Raw genomic sequence first — 23,605 nt, 5'->3', positions numbered from 1 at the left:
TGTCCTCACGGTGCCCCCGTCAGGATCGCCGGACGCCGCGGCGACGCCTGCGCTTGACCACACGGCCCACAACGAGCAATCCACCGCCAGATGCGATGGCCAGCACGGCAACCAACGCGATGTCGGCGACTTCGACACCGGTGTAGGCGAGCTTGGCATTGTTCGACGCCTTGGTCGCCGTGCCGGCCTTCGCGGCGTCGGCCGCGGCCGTACCGCTCGCCGCCGCGGTTCCCGCGGCCTGGTCACCACCGCCGCCCGTGGCGCTGCCGAGAGGGGTCCGAATCAGGTCTGTCTGCGCGTTGACCGCGTCACCGGCCGGCGGGCTTGCGGTCACGCTCGCTTGGGCTTCCACGCCCCCCGCCGCGGCCATCTGCGCCGTGATCGCCGTCGAACCGCGGCAATCCATCTCCGCCTTGGGAGCCAGGACCGCCGGCGAGCCCGGGTTGCAGGTGAGGGTCAAGTCGGTGCCGGCGACCAGGTCGACCGGCTTGCTGTCGGTCAGTGTCTGGTTGCCACCATTGGTGACGGTGATCGAGTAGACGATGTAGTCACCAGCGTCCTCGACGGCGTTCGTGTTGCGGTCCTCGACGGTCGCCGACTGCGCGATGGCGACCTTCGCGCTCACGAGCAGCTTGGTGGTCACGGCGCTGGGGCCGGAGGTCACCGAGGTGCCGGCGGGCGCCGGGGCCTTGCCTGTGGCGGTCGCCGTGTTGACCACTTCACCCCGGTCCAGGTCCGCCTGCGTGAGCGTGTACGACGCGGTACAAGTGATCTTGGCCGCGGGCGCAAGGTCGGCGGGCAGCGTCCCGTCGCAGTTGAGTTTGAGTTCCGGAGCGCCCGGCACCCCGAGCACGTCGGTCACGTTGACCCCGCTCAGGGTGACACCGCCGACGTTGGTGATCACCACGGTGTAGTCGATGGTCTCGCCGACGTCGTTCAACTGGTTGTGGTCGGTGTCTTCGATCGGAGCGGCTGTGGTGTTGACGGACAACGCCGAGATGGTGGCCAGGACCTCGGTGACGGGATCGGCGGCCGCCCGGACCGTCTTGCCGGTCTGGTCCTGCGCCTGGACCGTGGCGTTGTTCGTCACGGAGCCGTGGTCAACGTCGGCCTGCTTGACCGTGTACTGCCGCGTGCACACGTAACTGGCGCCGGGCGTGAGCTCGTTGTCGGTCGGGCACTGCAGCGTGTCCTTCGAGGACGGCACCGCCGGGTCGTCGAACACGTCGTCGACGGTGACGTTGGTAAGCGTCACGTTGCCGCTGTTCGTCGCGGTGATCGTGTAGTGCAGCACGTCCCCGGGCTCGGGAATGGTGTTGTTGTTGGCGTCGTCGAACTTCGTGAACGCCTTGACCAGCGTCAGGCCCGGCTTGGCGGTGATCGGGGTGGTCGTCGGGTTGGTGTCGGCCTTGACCACTTCGTTCGTGCTGAGCACGTTGGCCTGGACGTGGCCGGTGTTCACGACGCTACCCGCGTTGATGTCGGCCTGGGTGATGTTGTAGTTGCCGCCGATGCAGTCGACCTGTTGCCCTGGAACGAGCGTGGTGGGGCACTTGCCTTGGACAAGCGCCTTGTCGGCGCCGACCACGAGGTTGTTCAGCGTGACGTCACCGGTGTTCTTGATGGTGAACCGGTAGGTGATCGAGTCACCCGGACCGACGACGCCGGCGGGGTTCTGCGCGCTCGGGTTGTTGTCGAACACAGCGCTGGCCGACATGGTGGCGGTCATCGACTTCGTCTGGGTGAGCGTCGTCGTGACCGTGTTGCTGGTCTTCGAAAACGTGGTTCCGCGAGCGCTCGTGGCCGTGACCGTGGCTGTCGCGTCGATCTTGGGCGATTGGCCGTTCACATCGGCGGCCTGAATCGTGTACTTGTAGGTGCAGGTCACGAATAGACTGACGTCGGGCGCGAGCGTCGTGGCGCTGCACCCCATGGGGATCGGCGCGCTTACCGCCGTCAACGTGGTGAGCTTGATCGTGGCCGACATGGATTTGAGGTTCGTGTTGCCGGTGTTGGAAACCGTCAGACGGTAAGTGATCGCATCACCGGCGCCCACCCCGCTGGTCTGGTCCGCCACCAGCTCGGCGCCCATCGAGCGGGATTCCGTGATGTTGTAGTCGGCGTGCGCCGTGGCGGTGACGTTCAGCTTACGGCCCGCAATACCGTCATTCTTCTCGACGGGGAATTGAATCTGGCCGGTGAACGTCGCGTCAGCGCTGATTTTCCCTGAATCGACGTCTACCTGGGATAGAGTGTGACTCGCGGTGCAGGTGGTGGACTCGCCCACCCCGACCGTTTCGACCGGGCAACTGATGGTCTCCGTGGTGTTGGTCGGCGACACGACCATTTCCTGGCCGGCGGTCAGGTCCACCGGGAAGAAGGACTGGTTCGTCACAGTCCAGGTGAACGTGATGACGTCGCCCTTGTTGTCCGTCTTGTCGTCGGGGTCCGCGTTCTTGACGCTGGCTGCCGTCGCGGTGATGGAATGCGGCGTGATGGTGACGATCCCGTCTCCGAGCCGGCCACCAGGCGAGGTGTTCGGATCTCCGATTTTGGAGTTCAGCACCACGGCGGGATCGTCAACGACGCAGGACTGGCCGCCGCCGCCACCGCCACCACCGGCTGAAAGGCTGCCGGAGCCGCCTGCTCCGTTGAAGCAGCCCGCACCACCGCCACCACCGCCACCGCCACCGTTAGTACCGGCGCCACCCTTTGGGTCGAGCACGATGTTGCTCTGACCGCCGCCAAGACCGCCTCCCGCTCCGCCGGTAGGCTGGTGGCCGGTTTCGCCGGGGTCTCCGCCATAGCCGCCGGTACCACCGGCGTCAGTGGAGCAAAAGTAGCCGGTCCCGCCGCCGCCTCCACCACCAGCGGCCACAACAACGTTTTGCAGAAATGCCGCGCCGGTACTCCGGAGAATGTTGCTGGTGCCGCCGCCGGCGCCGCCAGCGCTGCTGCATTCCAGGCCGCCCGCCGCACCGCCGCTGCCACCGGAAAAGCCACCAGCACCAGAACTGCAGCCGACGTAAACGGACAAAGTTTCCCCGGGTGTGACCTTGATGTCTGCTGCGACCGACGATCCAGGGCCTCCGGCGCCGGGATTTTTTCCTCCACCGTTTGATCCCTGGGCGCCCGCGGCGAGGACGCTGATCGCCGTGACATCGGGTGGCACGACATACGTGTCGACTCCGCCACCCTTACACGTGAAAGTGCGAATCTCGGCAGCACTGGCGGTGCCACCCGGGCTCAGGACAGCGAACAGGACGGACCCGGCGATGAGGGCCAGCACGGCTGTCGCCGCCGCCCAGCGGCGCGGTGATCGCAGCCGCCGCACGCGGACGACCTTCCGCTTCCTTGTGGAGTGCAGCTGTGTCCTGGCTGGTCGCATGGCCGTCCCTGTCTGAATTGTGGAAATGCCGATGTGGTGCCGGGGTGTCCCGCGCACGTGAAGTCTCGTCCATAGCGGGTGGAGATCACATGGCGTTCAGGCAAGAAATCGGGCATCCGTCGCCGCGACGACGAGCCGGCCCGCCGCCGCCAGCGCGACTTCGGCCCCTTGGGGCAAGCGGAGAGGCATCGGCGGTGCCCCTATTCCCCGCAGGCATCGTCCGGGATGTGCGCGAAGGCTAGGCCGATCGTTTTTGCGCGGACCACGGTATTCAGCGACAGTGATGACGTCGATGACGATCAGGAGGACAGGATGCCGAACTACCTTTCACCCGGCGTCTACATGGAAGAGGTTTCGTCGGGTTCGAAGCCCATCGAGGGGGTGGGCACGGCGGTGGCCGCCTTCGTGGGGTTCGCCGAGCAGGGGCCGCTGGATCAACCGGTCCTCGTCACGAACTGGACCCAGTTCACCCAGACCTTCGGTGGCTTCATCGACGGCAGCTATCTGGCGCACGCTGTGTACGGGTACTTCCTCAACGGCGGTGGCACCGCCTACGTGGTGCGCGTCGGCGGCGGTTCGAACGGCGACGGGCAGCCGGCGTTGGAGAGCGGCAAGACGGCACTGGCGGAACTGCCGACCGCGAACGGCGGCAAGCCCCTCGTGGTGCGGGCGAAGAACACCGGCGATGAGGGCAACGGGATCGTCGTCACCGTCGAGGACGCCTCGGAGCCCGGCGAGGAGACCTTCAAGCTGGTGGTCCGCAAGGGCGACGAGGAGGAGGTCTACGACAACGTCGGTATCCGTCGTGGACCAGCGAACGTACTGCACGCGGTCCGGCAGTCGAAGCTGATCACCATCGAGGAGGTCAAGACCGGCCAGCACCTGGCGGTACCGGTCAAGAGCGGCCCGGTACAGCTGGCGGGCGGCGGAAGCCCGGCGCCGGCGCGCATGCAGGCCGATGACTACGTCGGCGACGCCGGCGACCGCACCGGCTTCGCCGGCCTCGAGGCCATCGACGACGTCACGATGCTCTGCGTGCCCGACCTGATGGCCGCCTACGAGTCCGGGGCGATCGACGGTGAGGGCGTCAAGGCCGTGCAGCTGGCGATGATCGCGCACTGCGAGCTGATGTCGGACCGGGTCGCGATCCTCGACCCGCTGCCGGACCTGATGCCGCAGCGGTTGAAGGACTGGCGGATGAACGAGGCGGGTTACGACTCGAAGTTCGCCTCGCTGTACTGGCCGTGGCTCACCGTGATGGGGCCGAACGGCAAGTCGATGCACGTCCCGCCCAGCGGCCACGTCGCCGGGGTGTGGGCACGCAACGACGACACGCGAGGGGTCCACAAGGCGCCCGCCAACGAGGTCGTGCGCGGTGTGATCGACCTGCCCAGCGGCCTGACGCGGGGAGAGCACGACCAGCTGAACCCGGTGGGGATCAACTGCATCCGGTCGTTCCCCGGCCAAGGTATCCGAATCTGGGGCGCGCGCACGCTGTCGAGCGATCCGGAATGGCGCTACCTGAACGTGCGCCGGCTGTTCAATTTCGTGGAGAAGTCCATCCTCAACGGCACGAACTGGGTCGTGTTCGAGCCCAACGACCGGTACCTCTGGGGCTCGGTCAGCCGCACGATCAACATGTTCCTTCGACGGGTGTGGCGCAGCGGTGCGCTCTTCGGCGCGAATCAGGAGCAGGCGTTCTACGTCAAGTGCGACGAGGAGAACAACCCGCCGGAGAACCGGGACGCGGGCATCCTGACCATCGACATCGGGATCGCGCCGGTGAAGCCTGCCGAGTTCGTGGTCTTCCGGCTTTCCCAGTTCTCCGAAGGCGCGGCGCTGAACGAGTGAGGGACGTGGATGCCGGAGAGGAGGTCGGTGCGCGATGACGCAGGTGGTCAGCGCGGCTCGGTTCTGGGTCAGCTGCGAAGGCTGGACGCAAGGCCTCGGCTTCTCCGAACTCGCGGGGTTCAGCTCGACGGTCGAGCATCAGGAGTACTCGTACAACCAGCTCCTGGGCAACTTCCACACCAAGCAGTTCGGGCGGGCGAAGCCGCCCTCGCTCACCCTCAAACGAGGGCTCGAGAAGGAGGGCTTCGCACGCCTGTTCGCCTGGCACCAGCTCGCCCGCATGAACAATCCCTTGGCGAAGGTCCCGGCGTATTTCGAGATCCAGGACGCCTCGGGCGACAAGATGGCGCACTGCGTGCTGGAAAACGCGTGGTGCTCGAAGCTCGAGATCGACGGTGTGACCGCGGGGTCGAACAACGTCGTGATGTTGAAAGTGACGATCGAGTGCGACTCGGTCGTGTTGGCGTAAGCCGGAAAGGCAGGAGTCCACGATGGCGGATTCAGGCAAGACGCAGGACCAGGTGGTCAGTGCTGCGAGGTTTTACCTGCAGTTCGCCAACTTGGCTCCGCTGGCGTTCTCGGAGCTCGGTGGCATCACCTCGAAAGTGGGCTCCCAGGAGTACATCTACAACGACTTCCAGGGCAACACCATCCACACGAAGCAGTACGGCAAGACGGACCCGCCCATTGTGACCCTGAAGCGGGCGCTGGACGCGGACGGCAACGCCAAGCTGCTGGGCTGGCATGCGCTGGCGAGGGTCGGCGACCCCAAGGGGCGGGGTGACGGCACGCTGACCGTGCTCGATGCCTCCGGCAGTCAGTCGATCGTCTACACCCTCCACAACGCATGGTGTTCGGAGCTCACCGTCACGTCGATGCGCGCCGGCGACAACCAGGTGGCGATGATCGAGATCCGCATCACCTGCGAGGAAATCAAGGTTCCGCCGCCGGCGTGACCCCTTCGCTGTGACCCTTGACGACGATTGGAGGCGATAGTCCCGTGTCAATCGCAAACGGCATCGTGCCGTCCCCGACGGATGCGGCCGGCGGCCTGCGGACGGAATACCCGTTCGCGCTGCCCCGTGGGTTCGTGGACGAGAACGGTGTGGTGCACCGGGAAGGGGCCATGCGCCTCGCGACGGCCCGCGACGAGATCTCGACCCAGACCGACCCGCGGGTCAGGCAGAACCCGGCCTACCTGACGGTGCTGCTGCTGGAGCGCACCATCGTGCGGCTCGGTTCGCTGCCCACAGTGGACACCCTCGTCGTCGAGGGGTTGTTCGCCTCGGATCTGGCGTTCCTGCAGAACCTGTACCGGAGGATCAATCAGGAGGGGCACACCGAGGCGGATGTGGCCTGCCCGGCCTGTGGTCACGAGTTCGCCGTGGACATCGCCGGTGATGCCACGGGGGAACTCTGAGGTACGCACTCCCCCGTCTGTGGGAGGAGATCGCGTACCTGGGCTACTACCTGCACTGGCCGCTGAGCGAGCTGGTCGATCTGGACCACCTCTCCCGCGCCACCGTCATCGACGAGGTGTCCAAGATCCACAGTCACTTCGCCGGTGACTAGCCGGCCACCTGATTCATTGCCGACAACGACTGGAGACTCCGATGAGGTGGACATTCTGGAAGCGCCGGATGTCCGCCGCCGCCCCGCGGGTGGCGGCGGCCCCGCGAGTCGCCGCTCCGGCGCGGGCTTGGCGCGTCGTCGGGCCGCTGCACCCGGTGGTCAGCCTCACCCCGCCCGCGCTCGTTCCCGTGTTGCGGCTGCCCTCGGTGGCCGGTGTCCGCCGGCTGGTGCGCCCCTTGCCGGTCCTGCGCCACCGCCCGACGCCTGTCCTGCCCGCCGGCAAGGTGTCCGGCGTGGTGACGCCGGCCGCGCGGCCGGTCGCCTGGGATATCGAAGACGGTGATCCGGCCGGGACCACTATCGCGCAGCGGGCCGTGCCGGCTCCGGTGGACATGGAGGCGCCGATGCCCCGGCTCCCGCGCCCGCCACGACCGCTCCCTCCCGCTGAGGAGCCGGACGACGAGCCCGAGCAGCCGCCGCGGCCCGCCGCGGTGGTGCGGATACGTGCTCCCAAGCGATCTCTCGTGGAGGCCACGGAGGAGTTCGTGTCGTCGCCGGTCGAGCCGGCCACGCCGTTCCGCAGTGTCACCGAGTTCGAGCGCCTCACGGCCCAGTACGAGCAGATGGGCATCGAGAACGCCTTGGCCGCGCTGGGCGTCGGCGTCGGTACGTCGTCGTCGGTTCCCATGCCGCCGCCGGCCGACGTGCCCGACGCGCCGAAAGCTCCCGAGCGTACGACGTCCGCTCGCGCTCTGCGCCCGAACCTGGGTCAGAGCCGGCGGATGGGTGTGGGGATCCTCCCCGGTCCCCCGCCGGAAAAGGAGCCGTCGGACGGCGCAGTTGACCCCGGCCGCCGTCCGGCGTCTCCCCCGGCCCCCGCGCGGATTCGACCGGACGGCTCCGCGCCCACGCCCGACGACGCCCTGGCCGAGCAGGGCGAAGACGAAACCGCGGAGCGGGCGGCCGAGCACGGTGACGTCGAGCCACGACCGCCGCAGGTAGTGCCGCCGCGCCCCCCGGTCGTGCGCCAAGCCCCGCTCTTCGCACCGCCGGTCGTCGTGGAGCAACAGGGTGACACCCGGCCGCCGGCGGCCGCGACGCCGCCGGCAGGCCAACGCCGGCTCGTGGGCCCGCAAGCACGATCGCGGGCGCGTCGACCGGTGCCGCGAACGGAGGACGTCGCCGAAACCGACGAGCAGGACGCGGCGGAGGACGACCAGCCGGAGAAGTCGCCGCCGGCCCGGCCGGAGGTCAGTCGCACGAGTATCGCCACGATGCCGAACTCGCCCGGGCAAGCCGACCCTTCCACGACTTCCACTCCCCCGCTGGTGCACCCGCAGACCCGCGGTTCTCTGGGGACAACGTCTGAGCCCGTTTCGTCCCCCGTGGAACCGCGTCCTACCCGGCCGGTGCCGAATGTCATCTCGGCACCGGCCGGGTCCCCGATCGCCACGGTGACAGAGCCGGCGTACCGCGCCGTGCTGACCGGCACGGAGCTTCCCCCGCCACCCTCCGAAGCGGACGAAGCACGGGACGATTGGTCGACCGTGCCGGTGCCGATGACCGTGGTGAACCTGTTCCAACAGGAACTCGGCGTCGACGTCAGCCTCGTGCCGGTCCACCGGGGGCGTGCGGTGTCCCGGGAGGCCGTGGCTCTGGGCGCTCGCGCATACACCCGCAGTGGCCGGGTCTTCGTGCCGGATGAGGCGGGCGACCTGGACCAGCCTCGCGCCAAGGCGTTGCTCGGACACGAGCTGGCGCACGCCGTGCAGCAGAGGGTGCTCGGCCGGTCCGCACCGGCCGAGCAGTCCACCGCGGGACAGGACCTGGAGCAGGTCGCCGAATCGGTCGAGCGGTGGATCGAGGGAGCCGGTCCCCGTCCCTTGAGCCTGCTCCACCGTCCGACACCGGGAACACCGCCCCCGGAGACGCGACCGCTCAGCGAAGCGGACATCGCCGACATCCTCCAGCGCGCGCAGCCCATCACCACGGCCGAGGCACCACCTCCCCCCGCGACGGAGCAACCCCCGCCCGCGTCGTGGACGCTGGACAGCGGATTCTCCGACAATCCGCCGCCCGCGCCCGAGCAGCCGCCGGCCACCCGCGAGACATCGGATATGGCACCCATCGTGCTGACGGCGAGCACCGAGGCCCGGACGGATGGTGTCGCGCGCGCGTTCCAGGAGATCGCCGACCTCCGAGCTGTCGTCGCGGACCTGAGGGCCGGGTCGAGGGAGCGGGACGCCACCACCACGGTCCCCCTGGACGAGCTGGCCGGCCGGCTGTACCACCACATCCGCTCGCGCCTGCGCGCGGAACTGATCGTCGACCGCGAGCGGGCCGGTGTGCTCGCGGACAGCAGGTGAGGAGAACATGATGGCGAGCCTTGGCGGCCTGGGAAGCATGCTCAGGAACTTTTTGCTGGACCAACCGGGGATGTCCCACCGCTTCGTCGTCCACATCGACAAGAGCGCCTTCGACCTCGGCAGCTGGAGTCGCGTCTCCGGGCTCGGCGTGACGTGGGCCAAGACCACCTACCGGCCGGGCGAGAACAACAACGAGTTCATCATCCCGGGGCACCGGACGTACTCCAACATCAAGCTCGAACGGGCGGCATGCGCGGACTCCGACACGGTGAAGGACTGGCTGACGCAGACATCCAAGAAGCGCGAACTGCTGTCCGGCTCGATCCAGATGGTCGACTTCGTCGGGATGAAGGTGGTCGAGTGGGAGCTGAAGCAGTTCTTCCCGGTCGGCTGGACCATCGGGGAGTTCAACTCCGGCGGAGCGAAGCCCGCGTTGGAAACTCTCGATCTCGCCCACTCCGGATTCCTCAACGATGAGGGGAGCGTCTGATGACGACCGCATTGACACAAGTTCTGACCAACACGCCGCTCAACGTCCTCAAGGGCGCACCGAGCCTCGGTGGGGTGGGTCAGGTCGAACGTTTCGGGCTCTCGATGTGGTTCAAGGTCGAGGTCGCTGAGCGCGGCAACGAAAAGAAGAGCCTGGGAGAATGGTCCGGCTGCAGCGGTCTCGGCGTCAACTTCGGCCAGGACAAGGTGTGGTCGGGCGGCGAATACGACGCGCCTTACTACGTGCCGACGTCGATCGAGTATCCCCAGCTCACCCTCGAACGAGCGATGAAGGTCGGCGATTCCGGCAGCGTGCGGGTGTGGCTGGAGGACGTCGCGCGGAGGTGGATCGGCGGAATGGACGGCGGAGCGGCGCTCATCGACCCGAGTGCGAACGCTACGGGATTCCAGGGCAACGCCGTGACCATTACGCTGTATACCTCTCTGGCAGGCGATTCGGACGCCGCAAGGAGCGAGAACGCCGTCGATGTATGGGTGTTGAAGAACGCCGTTCCCGTTTCGTGGAGCGGCCCCACGCTGAGCAGCAAGAGCAGTGACGTCGCGATCGAAAGGCTCGTTCTGGCCCATCGCGGGTTTCTCCAGGCCGGCAGCCCCACCCCGGCGAGCACCGGACCCGCCGCTGCCGCCACCGCGGGCCAGGGGAAGCTGAAGCTCGCCTACCACCCGAAGGCCGGCACGCCCGAGGAACTCGTCTTCCAGTACAGCCCGACGCGGCTGAACCTGGACCGTACGGCGAGCAGGCAGGACGGAAAGCTCCTTGAGGTCAAGAACAGTCAAGACTCGTTTCGTGAGGACGACAAGCTGAACATCTCGTTCAGCGACCTTCAGATCGAGGGCGCGACCGCGATCAAGTCCAAAGTGGATCTTTTGTGGGCGTGGATGGAAGCGGCGGGGAAAACGCAGACGAAAGAGGGCACGGTCTTCGAACCGAAGATCCTGAGCCTCACAATGGGCTCCGGGAATGGCTGGCTCTTGAACAAGAAGGCGCAGTTGAAACAGGTCAGGGTGAGCTACACCAGGTTCGCCTCGACCGGAGTGCCCACGCGCGCACTGGTGACGTTGACCTTTGTCGTGCAACCGGAGAAAACCCCCTGGAAGCCAGCTCAAAACCCCGGGTCACGCGGTGACGCCGGGAACTCGGCGCACGTCCTGACGGGTCAGGAGAACCTGCCACAACTGGCGACATCGACCCAGGGGGACCCGAACGCCTGGCGGGGAATCGCCAAGGACAACAACGTGGACGACCCGCTCCGGCTACGACCCGGCACCCGCGTCGGCCTGTTGCCGGGTGCCCGACGATGACCGCCGCGCCGACCACCTCCGAACCGGTCCTGCTCCGGGTGACGCCCGCTGTGTCGGTGCGCGGCCGGCCGCTGCCGCCCGACGCCGCCGACCGGCTCGAACACGTCGTGGTGGACACCCACGCGCACCGGCCGGACATGTTCGAAATCACGTTCCTCGACAACGACGGCTCGGCGTTGTCCGACGCCGGGCTGGCCATCGGCTCCCTGGTGACGATTTCGTCGGCGTCGGCCGCGTCTGCCGACGCCGTGGAGCTCATCACCGGAGAGGTCACCGCACTGGAGGGTGCGTTCGACGACGTGGCCCGGACGGTCGTGCGCGGTTACACCACAGACCACCGCCTGCAACGCGCGCGCCGCAACCGGACGTTCGTCAACTGCAAGGACTCCGACATCGCACGCCGGATCGCGAGTGAGCACAAGCTCAAGATCGGCCGGATCGACCAGACCCGGGCGACCCATCCGCACGTCGGTCAGGTCAACCAGACGGACTGGGACTTCCTGCGCGACCGTGCCACAGCGCTGGGCTACGACGTCGGCGTACGAGACGGCCAGTTCTTCTTCACCCGCGCGGTGCAGGCGAAGCGGGCTCGCCCGGTCGCGATGAGCTATCCGGGTACTCTGCGCTCGTTCCGCCCGCGGATCACTGCCGGCAACCTCACCCCGAGCACCGAGGTGCGGGTGTGGAACCCGGCCAAGGCGACCACGGAGAGCTCGGTGGTGGCCACGGCCGCGGCATCGGTCTCCGTGCCCGACGCCGATCCCGTCAAGGTCGCGAACACGTTCAAGCCCGCGGCTCCGCCGAAGAAGTCCAAGCCCGCGCCGGCGTTGGCCAAGGCGGGCCCGAGCCCGTTGGCCAACGGATTCGTCGTGGCGACGGTCCCGGCGGGCGACGTCCGCACCGCGCAGGAGTACGCGGCCGGGCTCGCCGAGCACGTGGGCAGCACGGTGGCCGAGGCCGAGGGGGAGACCGTGGGTGATCCGCGGCTGCGCTCGGGCGCCACCCTCGACATCAGTGGTGTCGGGGCGACCTTTTCCGGTCGATGGGTGATCACCCGGTCGACGCACTTGTACCAGACGACCGGCTACGTCACGAGGTTCGAGGTGTCGGGCCGGCACGAGCGGTCTCTGCTGGGCCTCAACAACGGTGGCGGCGTCGATGCCACGCCGCGGATCCCCGGCGTGGCGTGCGGCATCGTCAGCAACATCGGCGATCCGGAGAATCTCGGCCGCGTCCGCGTCGCGCTCCCCTGGCTCGCGCCCGACTTCGAGAGCGATTGGGCCGTGGTCGCGCAGCCGGGTGCCGGGCCGTCGAGCGGGATCCGCCTGGTCCCTCAGGTCGGCGACCAGGTCCTGGTGGGGTTCGAGTTCGGCGATCCACGGCGGCCGTACGTCATCAGCGGTCTCTACACCGACCAGAGCGTCAACGGGCTGGGCGGCGAGCCGGTGAAGAAGTCGGGCCAGGCCGCCTCGGTGGTGTGGCGGGGAATCAGCACGCCCGCCGGAAGCAGGTTGGCGTTCCACGACGAGGTCACGCCGGGCAGGCGGCCCAGGACCATCGCGTGCGATTTCGTGCTGGGCACCAAGAACGCTGACCTGGCGCTCGTGGTGGACAAGGTGAAGGGCACGGTGACCTTGCGCTGCGTCCCCAAACCGGACGGAAAACCGGCTCCGCCGGGCAAGCTGACGATCGAGTGCGGGGACCAGGGGACGATCGACATCCGCACCGGCAAGGGCGGCACGGTCAACATCGACGCGGGCGCGCAGCTCAACGTCAAGGCGAAGGCCGGGATCGAGCTCGAGAGCAGCGGCGTGGTCCAGATCAAGGGCAACCCCATCAAGTTGAACTAGGAGGCTGTGGTGTCGACCGATTTCATCGGCGCCGGCTGGCAATTCCCGCTCGCGTTCACGCCCAGTGGGACGGTCGACCTCGCCTCCGGGATCCAGCGGCTGGAGCAGGCCATGCGGCTGATTCTCACCACCTACCCGGGGGAACGGCCGATGCGACCCGAGTTCGGCTCATACCTGCGGGACTACGTGTTCGAGCCCGCGACGCTGGACAACGCGACGGCCTTGGCCGCCGAGGTGCGGCGGGCGCTCGAGCAGTGGGAGTCCCGCGTCGAGATCGACGACGTGGCCGTCTACCCCGCGGTGGGGAAGCCGAGCCTGCTGTACATCGACATCTCCTACACCGTGCGCAGCACCAGCGACGAGCGCAACCTCGTCTTCCCCTTCTACACCATTCCGGAAGGCGAGTGACCGATGGCACTTCCCGCACCGAACCTGGACGACCGGCGGTTCGAGGACCTTGTCCACGACGCCAAGCGGATCATCCAGCGCAACTGTCCCGAGTGGACCGACCACAACGTGTCGGACCCCGGTGTCACGATGATCGAGACCTTCGCGTTCATGGTGGACCAGCTGCTGTACCGGCTCAACCGGGTGCCGGAGCGGCTGCACATCAAGTTCCTCGACCTGATCGGGGTTCGGTTGTTCCCACCGACCGCGGCGCGCACCGAGGTGACATTCTGGCTGTCGGCTCCAGCGCAGGCGACGTTGACGATCCCCACGGGCACCGAGGCCGGCACGCTCCGCACGGAGACAGTGGACAGCGTGATCTTCACCACGGTGGCGGACCTCGACGCCTTGCCGTGCGAACGGACCGAGGTCCGCACGCGTCCGGCGGCCGCGGAGAGCAGCGAGGACCGCACCGGGCAGCTGGCGGCGGGTGTGGCGTTCGCCGCGTTCTCCGAGGTGCCGGCGGTCGGGGACGTCCTGCTCATCGCGCTGGACCAGCCCGTCCCCCGCTGCGCCGTGCGGCTGGAGATCGACAGCCGGATCGAGGGCATCGGAGTTGATCCCGACAATCCGCCTCTGGTGTGGGAAGCGCACAACGGCGAGGAATGGGTTCCGTGCGGGCTCCTGCGCGACGAGACCGGAGGGCTCAACGCGGCCGGCGGCGTCGTGCTCGACGTGCCTGCCGATCACGCAGTCAGCCTGATCGACGGTGAGCGGGGCGCCTGGCTACGGGTGCGGGTGGTCGAGCCGGACGAGGGGCAGCCGGGGTTCAGCGCGTCGCCGCTGATCGAAGGGCTGGAGGCCTGCACCGTCGGTGTGACCGGTGAGGTGGTCAACGCCGAGGTGCTCTACAACGAGACCGTCGGCACGGCGGAGGGCATCGCCGGCCAGGTCTTCCAGCTGGACTCGTACCCCGTACTCCCCGGTGTGGCGGAGCCCGTCGTGGAAACCAGTTCCGAGGACGGTTGGCAAACCTGGACGCGGGTCGAGCACTTCGCGGGCAGCTCTCCCGAAGACCGGCATTTCGTGCTGGACGGCTACACCGGGGAGATCACCTTCGGGCCGGTAGTTCGCTTGCCGGAGGGAGGCCTGCGCCAGTACGGTGCCGTGCCCGAACACGGCGCGCTGGTGCGGGTGGCGCAGTACGCGGTCGGCGGCGGAGCGGACGGCAACGTCGGCGCGGGAACGATCACGACGCTGAAATCTTCCATCCCGTTCGTGTCCAAGGTCGAGAACGCGCGGTCCGCGCACGGTGGCGTCGACGCCGAGACGCTCGACCAGGCACGTGACCGCGGCGCGCTCACGCTGCGCACGCGAAGTCGTGCGGTCACGGCCGAGGACTACGAGGTGCTCGCCCGCCAGGCGGTGCCGGAAGCGGCCAGGGTCCGGTGCATCACGGCCGACGACGCGGGCGTGCCGACGGGCACGGTGAAGGTGCTCGTAGTACCGACCGTATCCACTTCGGGTGATCAGGTGAGCCTGGGTGACCTCGTACCGTCACCGCAGTTGCTTACGCGCCTGGCCGAGCACCTGGATCGGGTCCGGCTGATCGGCACCCGGGTCTCGGTGGAACCGCCGCGCTACCGAGGCGTCACCGTGGTCGCCCGCGTACTCGCGCTGCCTCGCGCGAAGGCGTCCCGGGTCCGGGCCGACGCCCTGAAGGCGCTGGGCGAGTACTTGAGCCCGTTGCCCGGCGGAGGCCCGGACGGCCGAGGGTGGCCGTTCGGTCGTGCAGTGCGGGCGGGTGAGGTCCACACCGTGCTACAGCGGGTCCCCGGCGTCGACGCGGTCGAGGATGTGCGGTTGTTCACCGCGAACCCGGTGACGGGTCAGCGGGGCACGGAAACGTCGAAGATCGAACTGGAGCCGAACAGCCTCGTGTTCTCGTTCGACCATCAAGTTCGTGTGGAAACCCGCTGAGCGCGGGGACAGGGAGCGAATCCGATGATCGTCTGCCGTGAGTGCGGTGCCCGGAACCGCGAGAAGGACAGTTTCTGCGGTTCCTGCGGAGCGTTTTTGGAGTGGACCGGGGAAAAGGTGCAGCCGGTCGAGACGGGCGAGCCGGAACTCGAGGCCGCAGCGGTCGAGGAGCGCCCTGGCCTCCTGAAGCGGTTCACGGAACGGGTCGTGGAGAACTTGACCACCGTCAACGGCAAGGTCCAGGTGGGCCGCCCCAAGGCAACTCCGGCAGCGGGAGGCGGTGGCTTCGGGGGCGGCTTCGGCGGCGGGCTGGGCGGCGGCTTCGGCGGCGGGCTTCCGCCACTGCCCGGCGGCGGGGGCGGCTTGCCACCGTTGCCGGGAGGGCCCAAGCCACCCGGTCTACCTCCCCTGCCCGGCCTGCCGCCCCTTCCGGGCGGCGGTGGCGGCCTGCCCCCACTTCCCGGCCTCCCTCCGCTGCCTGGCGGCGGAGGCGGCGGCCTGCCCCCGCTGCCCGGCCTGCCCCCGCTGCCCGGTGACGATGACGATGACGATGACGATCTACCGTCGTTCTCCGGTGCCGGCGGTGGCCTGCCGAAGCTTCCTTCGTCGCCGCCAGGTTCGTCGCCGGGGGGCGGGAAGACGCTCGGGTTCGACGAGGACGAGGATCTCATGTTCGGTCCGAAGGCCGGGAACGGGCGGACGGAGGACAGCGAGGACGGCGCCTTTGACGATGACTTCGACGACGAGGGCATCGGCGGAAAACAGAAGGACGACGACTTCGGTGAGCTGGACTTCGGCGACGAGTTCTCCCTCGAAGAGAAGCTTTCTCCGGATGATCCCGAGCTTTCGGGCGACGAGGACGACGACTCCGATGACCGCGGCGCGGCGTTGCTGGAACATGGGAGGTCCTGGAGCGACCCCGCCCCGCGGCCTGTGACCGCGCCGCTCGAGCCGGAGGACGACGACTGGCCGCCCCGTGATCACGGCATCGACCTCCTCGCGCCGATTGAATCGGACCCGGACGAGGTCGAGGAGGTCCTTCCGCAGGAGGCCAAGGCACGGTCGAAGGCCCGGAAGGTACCTTCGACCCGGGAAATCCGCCCAGGTGACCTCGTCTGCGGCGAATGCGGCGAAGGCAACCCCCGCACCCGGAAGTTCTGCAGCCGCTGCGGCACGTCGCTCGCCGACATCACGCCGGTGAAGCCGCACTGGTGGCAGCGGTTGAAGCCGCGCCGCGGACCACGCACCGTGAAGGCGGCCAAGCGCCCCACCGCGACTGCCGCAGGTGGGCGACGGCGGGCGAACCGCAAGGCCTTGGTGATGGTACGCCGCTACTTGTGGGTGGCGGTTTTCCTGTGCGGCGTGCTCGTCGCCGTCTACCCCCCACTGCGCACCTACGTGGTGGCCAAGGTCTCCGGCGGCAAGGAAACGGTGTCACGGTGGATCAGCAACGAGACTCTCAGCCCGGTCCGGCCAGTGTCGATCGGTGACACGGACACCCAGTTGCCGGGCCACCCGGCCAAGGACGCGTTCGACGGTTTCCGGGACAGCAGCTGGGCGGCGCCGTGGGCGAAGAACCAGCGCCAGCCGGCCGTCACAGTGGACTTCGGCAAGACGATCGCCTTGGCCAAGGTGATCATCACCAGCGGTGCGCACGACGACTTCGCCGGGCACGACAGACCGTCCATCGTCCTGTTCGTCTACTCCAACGAGAAGTCGGACACGGTCACGCTGAAGGACACCGCGGAGCCGCAAGAGGTCACGTTGAGCAACGCTTTCGCGGCGCAGACGGTCAAGGTGCAGGTGCTCTCGGCCTATGAGAACAAGGATGCGACCGACGTGGACATCACCGAGATCGAGTTCTTCGGGGTGGGCGGATGAGGGGCGCCGTTGACGGGCTGCGCAGTCCGCACCCGATCGTCGAGTTCCTGCCGGCGGTGTTCCAGGAGGACGAAGGCATCCGGCGATGGGTCGCCGGGCTCGACGACGTGCTCGCCCCGGCTCTGGCGTCACTGGACTGCCTGGTCGCCTACCTCGACCCCATGTCGGCGCCGGCGGACTTCCTGGAGCTGCTCGCCGCGTGGACGGGCGTCGAACTCGACGAGAACTGGCCGCTGGACCGACAGCGGTCGACAGTGGCCCACGCCGCCGAGCTCCACCGTGTCCGTGGGACCGCGTACGGGTTGCAGTGGCAGCTCGACATGCTCACCGACGGGCGGGCGCGCCTGCACGACGCGGGTGGCGTCACGTGGTCCCAGTCACCGACGGACGACACCGATCACCAGCCACCGCGGCGGCTGGTGATCGAGGTGTCCGCCGACCTCTCTCCGGAAGAGGTGTCGGCCGTGCGGGAGCTGGTCGAGTGGGCGAAGCCGGCGCACGTGGCCCACCACGTCGTCGTGCGAGGTTGACGCGCGCGGTCACGGGCCGATGAGGACGGTCCCACCGCCTACGATGACGCCCTTCGGCAAGGGAGCCGGGTCGTTGCAGGTCGTCACCTTGTCACCGACGCGAGCCGCCGGCTTGCCGTTGATCAGCACTGTGGGGCTGCCGCCCAGCACGGTCCCGCGGTTGTCCGGCGGTTTCTGGAAGGTGCCACCGGGCGGCACGTGTGGCGGGACGTTGACGGCGGTCGAGCCCGCCACCGCCGCGCCCTTGCCGGCGATCAGCACGTTCGTGCTGCACTGCCCGGTGATCTTGCCGGCGAAGGGCAGCTGAATCGGAGTCGGCACCGGACCGCCCGGCGAGGGCACCATCACGATGTGGGTGTCCGTCGCGACGACCTGGTCGCCCATCTTGGCCGCGGGTTTGGCCATCGGTCACTCCTTGATCCTGCGGCGGGGCGGCTCGGGGACACCCTGAGCCGGTGGCGGCACGGGAACTCCGCGCGCCGAGGCACCGAGGGCCACCTCCGAAGGGGGCGCCGCCAGGGGGGCGAGCACCTCGCGGGCCAGGGTGGCGGTCACCACGATGTCGAGGTGAGCCCGCGGCGCGATGCCGAGCGCGGTCCACACGTCGAGCGGGACGGAGGGCAGGCCGGGGTTGGCCACGTCCATAGTGATCGGCGACTCGCGGTCGAGGAACTCGTCGACGTCCCCGGCCGGCCGGTCCGGGACGCCGACCCGGGCGATCCCGCGCAGTGCGTGGCCGATCAGTCGGTGTTCCTCGACGGTGTCGTCGGCCCAGACGGTCAGCAGGTAGGCCACGCGGTAACGGCGCGCGGGCAGGACTCGCGCGACGATGCGGCCGCGTTCGTCGATTTCGTCGCTCCAGGCCGCCGCCCGGCCCTCGATGTCCTCCGCGATGCGGTAGGGGAACAGGTCGACGACCGGGAGCGCGAGGTCCTCGGGCCAGTTCTTCGCGGGTGCGTCGAACCGTACGCCGACCTCACGCGGCAGGCAGCCTCTGACGACTGAGCCGAGCAGGGCATCGATGTGGTGCAGCACGAATCGAGCATCCTCGCGCGCCGCCGGGCCGGCCAGGACGGAGGGCCAGTCTTCCGCGCAGCGCGTGGCCGGCCAGAAGTGCGCGAAAGCCTATCCGAAAGCGTCTCCCGGAGCGGCAGCTGCGTGGCGGACGGTATCACCATGAATGTCTCGACTCTGCTGGGTGATCCCACGCTGTCCGTCGCGGCGGGCGAGGAAGTCACCTGCGATATCCAAGTGCGCAATGTCAGCGGCGTCGTCGACCAGCTCTCGATCGACGTGGTCGGCCCCGCTGCGCCTTGGGCCACGGTGGAACCGGCCACGGTGAACCTGCTGCCTGGGAGTGAGGCGACGGTCACCGTGAGCTTCAGCCCGCCGAGAGGCCCGGACGTTCGCGCCGGATCTTACCCGTTCGGGGTCCGGGTGGGCTCGCGCGAGGAGCCGGACAGCGCCTCGGTGGAGGAAGGGCACGTCGAGGTCGAGCCATTCAGCGACCTCGACGCGGAACTGTTACCTGCCAAGCGACGCGGTCGACGCAAGGCGACCTACAAGCTCGCCGTCGAGAACTCCGGCAATGCCCCCGCTCGCGTTGACGTGCTGGCCGTCGATCCGGAGGACGATCAACTCGATATTCGGCTCGACCGGGAATACTTCACGCTTCAGCCGGGAACGGTGGCACTGCTGAAGGTCCGGGTCAAGCCGTTCGATCGGTTCCTGCGAGGTGATCCGCGTACCCATGGCTTCGAATTCCGGGTCAACGAGGAGCCGCAGGACTGGGAACCGGCCCCTGAACTCGTGGTCAAGGGCACCATGGTCCAGGACCGTCTCATGCCGTCCTGGGTCATGCCGGCGTTGATCCTGTTGACGGTGCTGGCGCTGGCGTTGACCGCCTTGTGGTTCGCGGTGGTCGCACCGAACATCCGGACGATCGCGTCGCAACAGGTGGAGGGAAAGGTCGACGAGGCCAGCAAGGCCGCAGCAGCGGCCAGCTCGGCGGCCGCGCAGGCCGGGGGCGCGGCGGACAAGGCCCATGCCGACCTCAGCTCGGCACAGGCGGCAACGGCGACGACATCGGTCCCGCAGCCCACTCCGCTGGACTTCCGCATCGCGACCTTCGCCGATCCGACGACCGACGGGTCGTACCGCCGGTTCACCTACACCGCACCGAACAACAAGAAAATGCAGATCAGCGACATGTTCCTGCAGAACCCGCGGGGCGACAAGGGGTTCATGCGGATCGCGATCGGGGACAAGGTGCTGCTCGAAATCGGGCTCGCCGACCTGACCGACACCCCGTACTCGTTCACCAACACCCTTCAGGTGAACGCCGGCGAGCCGGTTGTCGTCGCGGTGAACTGTGTCACCCCCGGTGGCGGTTCCGCACGCTGCACACCGTCCGCGTCATTCTCAGCGAAGGTCCTGCCATGACATTCCGGACCACGAGCGGCAGGTTCACAACGTCACCGCGAAAGGCGGCCGATGTATTCCACGTGGTCCGGGACATGGATTCCGCCAAGGGGGCGGCCGGCGACGACCCTCGGCGGCGAAGCGGTGGGAACTGTGCTGCCCCTCGATCCGGTTGAGGACAGTCCTGACGGACTGCCCAGTCCCCTGAGCCGGCTCCTCGACACGATCGCGGCGAGCGGTCTGCAGGGGCACGCGCTGCTGCACGCGGTTGTCGACGAAATCAACGCCGAGATCCTCGTGTTCGCCGCGGAAGCCACCGCGACCGGCACAGCCGGGGAATCGGTCGCCCACGACCAGCGGCATCCGGATCCACACAGCGTGATCGACTCGATCGCCGGCCTTTCCCGAACCTTGCTGGATGTGCTGCCCGGTTTCGCGGATCTGCGGGCGAACCCTCGCGAGCGGGAGAGCCTGTGCCAGACGGCCGAGTTGTTCATCGCCGCCGGATCGGCGTGGACGACGCGGTGGATTGCCACCTTGCGCGGGACCGGCAGGGCGATCAGCGGCAATACCGTGGTCCACAGCTGGCTCACCGTACGACGCGAGCTGATGATCGGGATCGACCGCTGTCGCATGGACAATCTCGACGTACCGCGATCGCCATGATCCGCCTCGACCACACGATGACGAGGAGATCGCACCGGGTATCGGCGGCCACTCCCCCGGCGGGCCGCACGCAGCCGGGACCGCCCCGGTTCAGTTGACCCTGGCCTGCGAGGATGCTCGGCAATTCCGGACGGCCATCAGGATATTCGCCGAGCACGACGACATACGCGATGCTCTCCTGCTCGGCCTGCCGGCCGACGACAAGGCGAACCTTTTCCTGATGGGGGTGGCACCACCTCGCTGCGTTCATCGTCGTCCCGCTGGTGCTGGTGGCGGTCCCGAAGCCCGAGCTGTCCCGCTGGACGGCGGAGACGGCCGCGGCCGGATCGCCGGGAAAGACGCGCGGCGCCGGGCATCAGCGCAACCCGCCAGGACGTCGTCGCCGCGCCACCCGATTCGCAGCGGACTACCAGTCCGCACTTGGGCGGCTTCGTCGTCCCGGAGACGCGAACTGGCGGAGGGCGTATCACAGCGCGCACGATGTCTCGGCAATGCTCGACGACGGGTTCGCCTTGCTGCGGCGCCACGTCCGCCCCGGCGACCACATTTTCAGCATGTCGCTGGCCGCCGGCGGCGCTCAGCAAGTCGCCGCGGGTGTGGCCTGCCGGGGCGGGCCAGGGGGAACCCGTGGCGGCGGCAACCACCCGTTCAAGGGACTGCGGCGCGAAGAGGTCGCCATACTGGCCGGTGCGCGCCAGTCAAGGCGGTGTGTCGTCAGCGACCCGGCCGGCGCTGAGGGCGTCGGGTCTCGAAGCGGCCGATCACGCTCATCAGACGCTCGTGACGTCGTCATCGTCGGATTGCTCGAGGAGGCCACCCGCCGCCGCTTTCAGGTCTTTCTTGAGCGCTCGGCCGAGCTTCACCCCTTCAGCCTGAAACTGCTTGAGCCATTCGCTGAGGACCTCGTGCTTCGCCTCGAGCAGCGCGATCCTGCCCTCGAGTTCTTTGACCTTGGCGGGATCAATTGTGCTGCCATACTCGCTTCGCCTTTCCTGGACGATCTTCGCCAGTTCGATCAGTTGGTCGTCGAGCACTTTCACCTTCGCCATCGTGGGCGCCTGCGCCTGGATGTACTCGCCTTGCTTCCGCTCGAGGGCAGGCACGCGTTGGCAATACCGGACCGTTCCTTCGATAGCCATCGCCAGGCCCCCGACAACCGCGACCAGCTGCGCGGCGGCCGCCAAGTAGTTTTGCCCCGCGAGACCCTGGGTCCGGGCGATGGTGCCGTCGTCTGTCGGCTGCGGCGCAATATCGGTGAAGCTGGTGCCGTTGGCCGACCCACCGCCGTAGTACACGTTGTACAAGTCATCCAACCGTTCCGCGTTGGTCGCCCAGCCGATCGCCGCCACGAATTGACCGTAGCTCAAGAAGAAACCCTGCAGCGCAATGAGGACGCCACCCACGATCCGGTATTTGGCGTTGGTTTCAGGTTCACGCTGCCCGACACGCGGTTCTATGTCGGCGTGTTTCGCCAGGTTGACGTCCGCATTCCAGGACTCCCTTCGCAGCTCCTTCGAGTACAAAACCATGTCCATGTAGAGCAGGCACAACGCGATCCGCGTTTCCGTGCTGTCGAGTTTCCAGCGATCCTGCGCGTTTGCGATGGCGTTTCGCGCGACTTCCTGATAATCGAATGTTATGTTTTCATCGGCATTGAGAGTTCTGACCGCATCTTCGGCAAGTGGCTTTAATTTTTCGAGCTTATATTCCTTGATATCCACTTCAAAGAAGTCGAGTGACTCTACGTCGAGTCCGCGATTCTCGACAACGTGGTGTCCGCGATTCTCGGCAGCCCTGGTCTTGCTGAACGCCGGATTCCTTGCCTTGCTGCGCACGTCTTCGATCCTGATCTCAGACGCCGGCTCGATGACGACATTGGTGAGTTCCTTGCCCCCAGGCCTTCGCTGAGACCTTTTCTTGATTGTCGGAGCACTCTCGCCACCCTTCATCTCGAAAATTTTCTTGTCGTTTTCTCCTGCTGGACTACTCATGAGTTGGCCTCCGTTCCACTTGTCAGCTCCACGAGCAGCTCCTGGATTCTGTCCAGCTCCGCTTGGAACTCCGCGTAGTCAACGCCGAGGATCTTTTCAAGGAACTTCTCTCCGGAGCCGATGTCCTTCAACTCGAGATGTTTCTCAAGGTTGTTCTCGGCGCAGGCGGCGTACACCGCGAGAGCTGTGTCGCGCGATTCGTCCACCCCGGCGGGCCGCGCGATGGGCTTTTGGGGGTTCCGCGGCCGTTCTCGCGCCGATTTCGGCGGCTCCTGCTTGAGCAGCCTATAGCGCCCGAAGAGGCCAACGCGATAATCCAGCGTGGCAGCTATGAGTTGCTGCAACAAGGCTGCGAACTCCCCATGCGCCGCGCTGTGCTGCGCCGTGAAGTTCGACCACGAATCCTCCCTGCCGTCCCAGCGTGGCCCGTTGGCCTCGAGGTACGAAGCAAGGTCGTTCCAGCTGGGTTGCGGCCGGTCTGGCGCGGTGCCGCCGGTTCCTGCGCTTGCCTGGTCGGCCCTCATGCGTAGCTCGATGTACTCTTGCAGACTCTCTGTCGCAGCGTCGAGCTCGTCCAGGAACCCGACCAGGCTGCCGCCCAGTTCTATGTACACCTCGGCACGCAGGTAGTCCTCCACCAGCTGGCCGACTTGCCGGAACGTAGGATACGTTCCCTGTTCGAGTAGATACCGGTACCCCACTTGAACGAATATTTCGAGCAACTGTCCAGGATTCTGCGCGAAATCCTTTTCGCGAAGAGCTTTAAATCGTTCTTCGTCTGATATGACTTTGCGGAAGAGTTCAGACCAAGTATCGACGCTCATTGCAGAACTCCCATTCTGGTCGTCACGCCTGGACGTGACGCGCAGGCTTCCCCCGCGATGCTATCCTTCAGTTATGCTGTCCGCAG

The 23,605-nt window shown here is 67.6% G+C and carries 19 protein-coding genes; 14 read left to right on the top strand and 5 right to left on the bottom strand.

The genetic code is table 11. The annotated features are described in order from the left end of the window. Nucleotides 1–19: 19 nt before the first annotated feature. On the bottom strand, nucleotides 20–3,334 hold the full coding sequence (locus tag ACLJOU_RS39750) for a hypothetical protein (protein ID WP_410574434.1): 3,315 nt from the start codon (nucleotides 3,332–3,334) through the stop codon (nucleotides 20–22). Nucleotides 3,335–3,700: 366 nt separating this feature from the next. Here ACLJOU_RS39750 and ACLJOU_RS39745 point away from each other — a divergent pair, with 366 nt between their 5' ends. From ACLJOU_RS39745 to ACLJOU_RS39690, 12 genes are all read left to right on the top strand, one after another. Beyond that, complete coding sequence (locus tag ACLJOU_RS39745; protein WP_410574433.1) at nucleotides 3,701–5,239, top strand: phage tail sheath family protein; 1,539 nt, start codon at nucleotides 3,701–3,703, stop codon at nucleotides 5,237–5,239. Nucleotides 5,240–5,273: 34 nt separating this feature from the next. Then, entirely contained in the window at nucleotides 5,274–5,708 is a 435-nt protein-coding gene (locus ACLJOU_RS39740; protein ID WP_410574432.1) for a phage tail protein, read from the top strand. Nucleotides 5,709–5,730: 22 nt separating this feature from the next. Further along, nucleotides 5,731–6,195 (top strand): phage tail protein, encoded by a 465-nt coding sequence (locus ACLJOU_RS39735; RefSeq protein ID WP_410574431.1) that lies wholly within the window; start codon nucleotides 5,731–5,733, stop codon nucleotides 6,193–6,195. A gap of 44 nt (nucleotides 6,196–6,239) precedes the next feature. After that, on the top strand, nucleotides 6,240–6,659 hold the full coding sequence (locus ACLJOU_RS39730) for a phage tail assembly protein (protein ID WP_410574430.1): 420 nt from the start codon (nucleotides 6,240–6,242) through the stop codon (nucleotides 6,657–6,659). 193 nt (nucleotides 6,660–6,852) lie between these two features. Further along, a complete protein-coding gene (locus ACLJOU_RS39725) occupies nucleotides 6,853–9,177 on the top strand; it encodes a DUF4157 domain-containing protein (protein WP_410574429.1) in 2,325 nt (774 codons plus the stop codon). A 70-nt stretch (nucleotides 9,178–9,247) separates the two neighbouring features. After that, nucleotides 9,248–9,667: a phage tail protein gene (locus tag ACLJOU_RS39720; RefSeq protein ID WP_410574428.1), complete on the top strand. Its 420-nt coding sequence runs from the start codon at nucleotides 9,248–9,250 to the stop codon at nucleotides 9,665–9,667. After that, nucleotides 9,667–10,989 carry a phage tail protein gene (locus ACLJOU_RS39715; protein WP_410574427.1) on the top strand — a complete coding sequence of 441 codons (1,323 nt, stop codon included), beginning with the start codon at nucleotides 9,667–9,669 and terminating at the stop codon, nucleotides 10,987–10,989. The genes ACLJOU_RS39720 and ACLJOU_RS39715 overlap by 1 nt, the downstream gene beginning before the upstream one ends. Continuing rightward, nucleotides 10,986–12,839 carry a phage baseplate assembly protein V gene (locus tag ACLJOU_RS39710; protein WP_410574426.1) on the top strand — a complete coding sequence of 618 codons (1,854 nt, stop codon included), beginning with the start codon at nucleotides 10,986–10,988 and terminating at the stop codon, nucleotides 12,837–12,839. Before ACLJOU_RS39715 ends, ACLJOU_RS39710 begins: the two co-directional genes overlap by 4 nt. 9 nt (nucleotides 12,840–12,848) lie before the next feature. Then, a complete protein-coding gene (locus ACLJOU_RS39705; RefSeq protein ID WP_410574425.1) occupies nucleotides 12,849–13,247 on the top strand; it encodes a GPW/gp25 family protein in 399 nt (132 codons plus the stop codon). A gap of 3 nt (nucleotides 13,248–13,250) precedes the next feature. Continuing rightward, nucleotides 13,251–15,206, top strand: coding sequence for a putative baseplate assembly protein (locus tag ACLJOU_RS39700; RefSeq protein ID WP_410574424.1), 1,956 nt, complete (start codon nucleotides 13,251–13,253; stop codon nucleotides 15,204–15,206). A gap of 24 nt (nucleotides 15,207–15,230) precedes the next feature. Next, nucleotides 15,231–17,087 carry an NADase-type glycan-binding domain-containing protein gene (locus ACLJOU_RS39695; RefSeq protein WP_410574423.1) on the top strand — a complete coding sequence of 619 codons (1,857 nt, stop codon included), beginning with the start codon at nucleotides 15,231–15,233 and terminating at the stop codon, nucleotides 17,085–17,087. After that, a complete protein-coding gene (locus ACLJOU_RS39690) occupies nucleotides 17,084–17,617 on the top strand; it encodes a phage tail protein (protein WP_410574422.1) in 534 nt (177 codons plus the stop codon). The genes ACLJOU_RS39695 and ACLJOU_RS39690 overlap by 4 nt, the downstream gene beginning before the upstream one ends. Nucleotides 17,618–17,626: 9 nt before the next feature. Here the strand turns inward: ACLJOU_RS39690 and ACLJOU_RS39685 are convergent, their stop codons facing one another. Both ACLJOU_RS39685 and ACLJOU_RS39680 read right to left on the bottom strand, forming a co-directional pair. After that, nucleotides 17,627–18,022: a PAAR domain-containing protein gene (locus ACLJOU_RS39685; protein ID WP_410574421.1), complete on the bottom strand. Its 396-nt coding sequence runs from the start codon at nucleotides 18,020–18,022 to the stop codon at nucleotides 17,627–17,629. 3 nt (nucleotides 18,023–18,025) lie between these two features. Beyond that, nucleotides 18,026–18,652, bottom strand: a complete 627-nt coding sequence (locus tag ACLJOU_RS39680) for a Pvc16 family protein (protein WP_410574420.1) — start codon at nucleotides 18,650–18,652, stop codon at nucleotides 18,026–18,028. On the opposite strand from ACLJOU_RS39680, the gene ACLJOU_RS39675 reads away from it, so the two are divergent. Continuing rightward, complete coding sequence (locus ACLJOU_RS39675; protein WP_410574419.1) at nucleotides 18,641–20,059, top strand: hypothetical protein; 1,419 nt, start codon at nucleotides 18,641–18,643, stop codon at nucleotides 20,057–20,059. The two genes, ACLJOU_RS39680 and ACLJOU_RS39675, sit on opposite strands and share 12 nt — an antisense overlap. Nucleotides 20,060–20,191: 132 nt before the next feature. Continuing rightward, on the top strand, nucleotides 20,192–20,704 hold the full coding sequence (locus tag ACLJOU_RS39670) for a hypothetical protein (protein ID WP_410574418.1): 513 nt from the start codon (nucleotides 20,192–20,194) through the stop codon (nucleotides 20,702–20,704). Nucleotides 20,705–21,474: 770 nt separating this feature from the next. Here the strand turns inward: ACLJOU_RS39670 and ACLJOU_RS39665 are convergent. Together ACLJOU_RS39665 and ACLJOU_RS39660 are read right to left on the bottom strand one after the other, a co-directional pair. Continuing rightward, nucleotides 21,475–22,695, bottom strand: a complete 1,221-nt coding sequence (locus ACLJOU_RS39665) for a hypothetical protein (RefSeq protein WP_410574417.1) — start codon at nucleotides 22,693–22,695, stop codon at nucleotides 21,475–21,477. After that, nucleotides 22,692–23,519 (bottom strand): hypothetical protein, encoded by an 828-nt coding sequence (locus ACLJOU_RS39660; protein WP_410574416.1) that lies wholly within the window; start codon nucleotides 23,517–23,519, stop codon nucleotides 22,692–22,694. The genes ACLJOU_RS39665 and ACLJOU_RS39660 overlap by 4 nt, the downstream gene beginning before the upstream one ends. Nucleotides 23,520–23,605: the final 86 nt, after the last annotated feature.

This window comes from Amycolatopsis sp. cmx-4-61 (assembly GCF_046548775.1).
In the GTDB taxonomy this organism is placed as follows: Bacteria; Actinomycetota; Actinomycetes; order Mycobacteriales; family Pseudonocardiaceae; genus Amycolatopsis.
Note: the sequence above shows the minus strand (reverse complement) of the source record. Positions and strands in the feature narration are given on the sequence as shown.

Coding starts and splice junctions, on each gene's coding strand:
- ACLJOU_RS39745 (WP_410574433.1), top strand. CDS start 3,701: ATGCCGAACTACCTTTCACCCGGCGTCTACATGGAAGAGGTTTCGTCG.
- ACLJOU_RS39740 (WP_410574432.1), top strand. CDS start 5,274: ATGACGCAGGTGGTCAGCGCGGCTCGGTTCTGGGTCAGCTGCGAAGGC.
- ACLJOU_RS39735 (WP_410574431.1), top strand. CDS start 5,731: ATGGCGGATTCAGGCAAGACGCAGGACCAGGTGGTCAGTGCTGCGAGG.
- ACLJOU_RS39725 (WP_410574429.1), top strand. CDS start 6,853: ATGAGGTGGACATTCTGGAAGCGCCGGATGTCCGCCGCCGCCCCGCGG.
- ACLJOU_RS39720 (WP_410574428.1), top strand. CDS start 9,248: ATGTCCCACCGCTTCGTCGTCCACATCGACAAGAGCGCCTTCGACCTC.
- ACLJOU_RS39715 (WP_410574427.1), top strand. CDS start 9,667: ATGACGACCGCATTGACACAAGTTCTGACCAACACGCCGCTCAACGTC.
- ACLJOU_RS39710 (WP_410574426.1), top strand. CDS start 10,986: ATGACCGCCGCGCCGACCACCTCCGAACCGGTCCTGCTCCGGGTGACG.
- ACLJOU_RS39700 (WP_410574424.1), top strand. CDS start 13,251: ATGGCACTTCCCGCACCGAACCTGGACGACCGGCGGTTCGAGGACCTT.
- ACLJOU_RS39695 (WP_410574423.1), top strand. CDS start 15,231: ATGATCGTCTGCCGTGAGTGCGGTGCCCGGAACCGCGAGAAGGACAGT.
- ACLJOU_RS39690 (WP_410574422.1), top strand. CDS start 17,084: ATGAGGGGCGCCGTTGACGGGCTGCGCAGTCCGCACCCGATCGTCGAG.
- ACLJOU_RS39685 (WP_410574421.1), bottom strand. CDS start 18,022: ATGGCCAAACCCGCGGCCAAGATGGGCGACCAGGTCGTCGCGACGGAC.
- ACLJOU_RS39665 (WP_410574417.1), bottom strand. CDS start 22,695: ATGAGTAGTCCAGCAGGAGAAAACGACAAGAAAATTTTCGAGATGAAG.
- ACLJOU_RS39660 (WP_410574416.1), bottom strand. CDS start 23,519: ATGAGCGTCGATACTTGGTCTGAACTCTTCCGCAAAGTCATATCAGAC.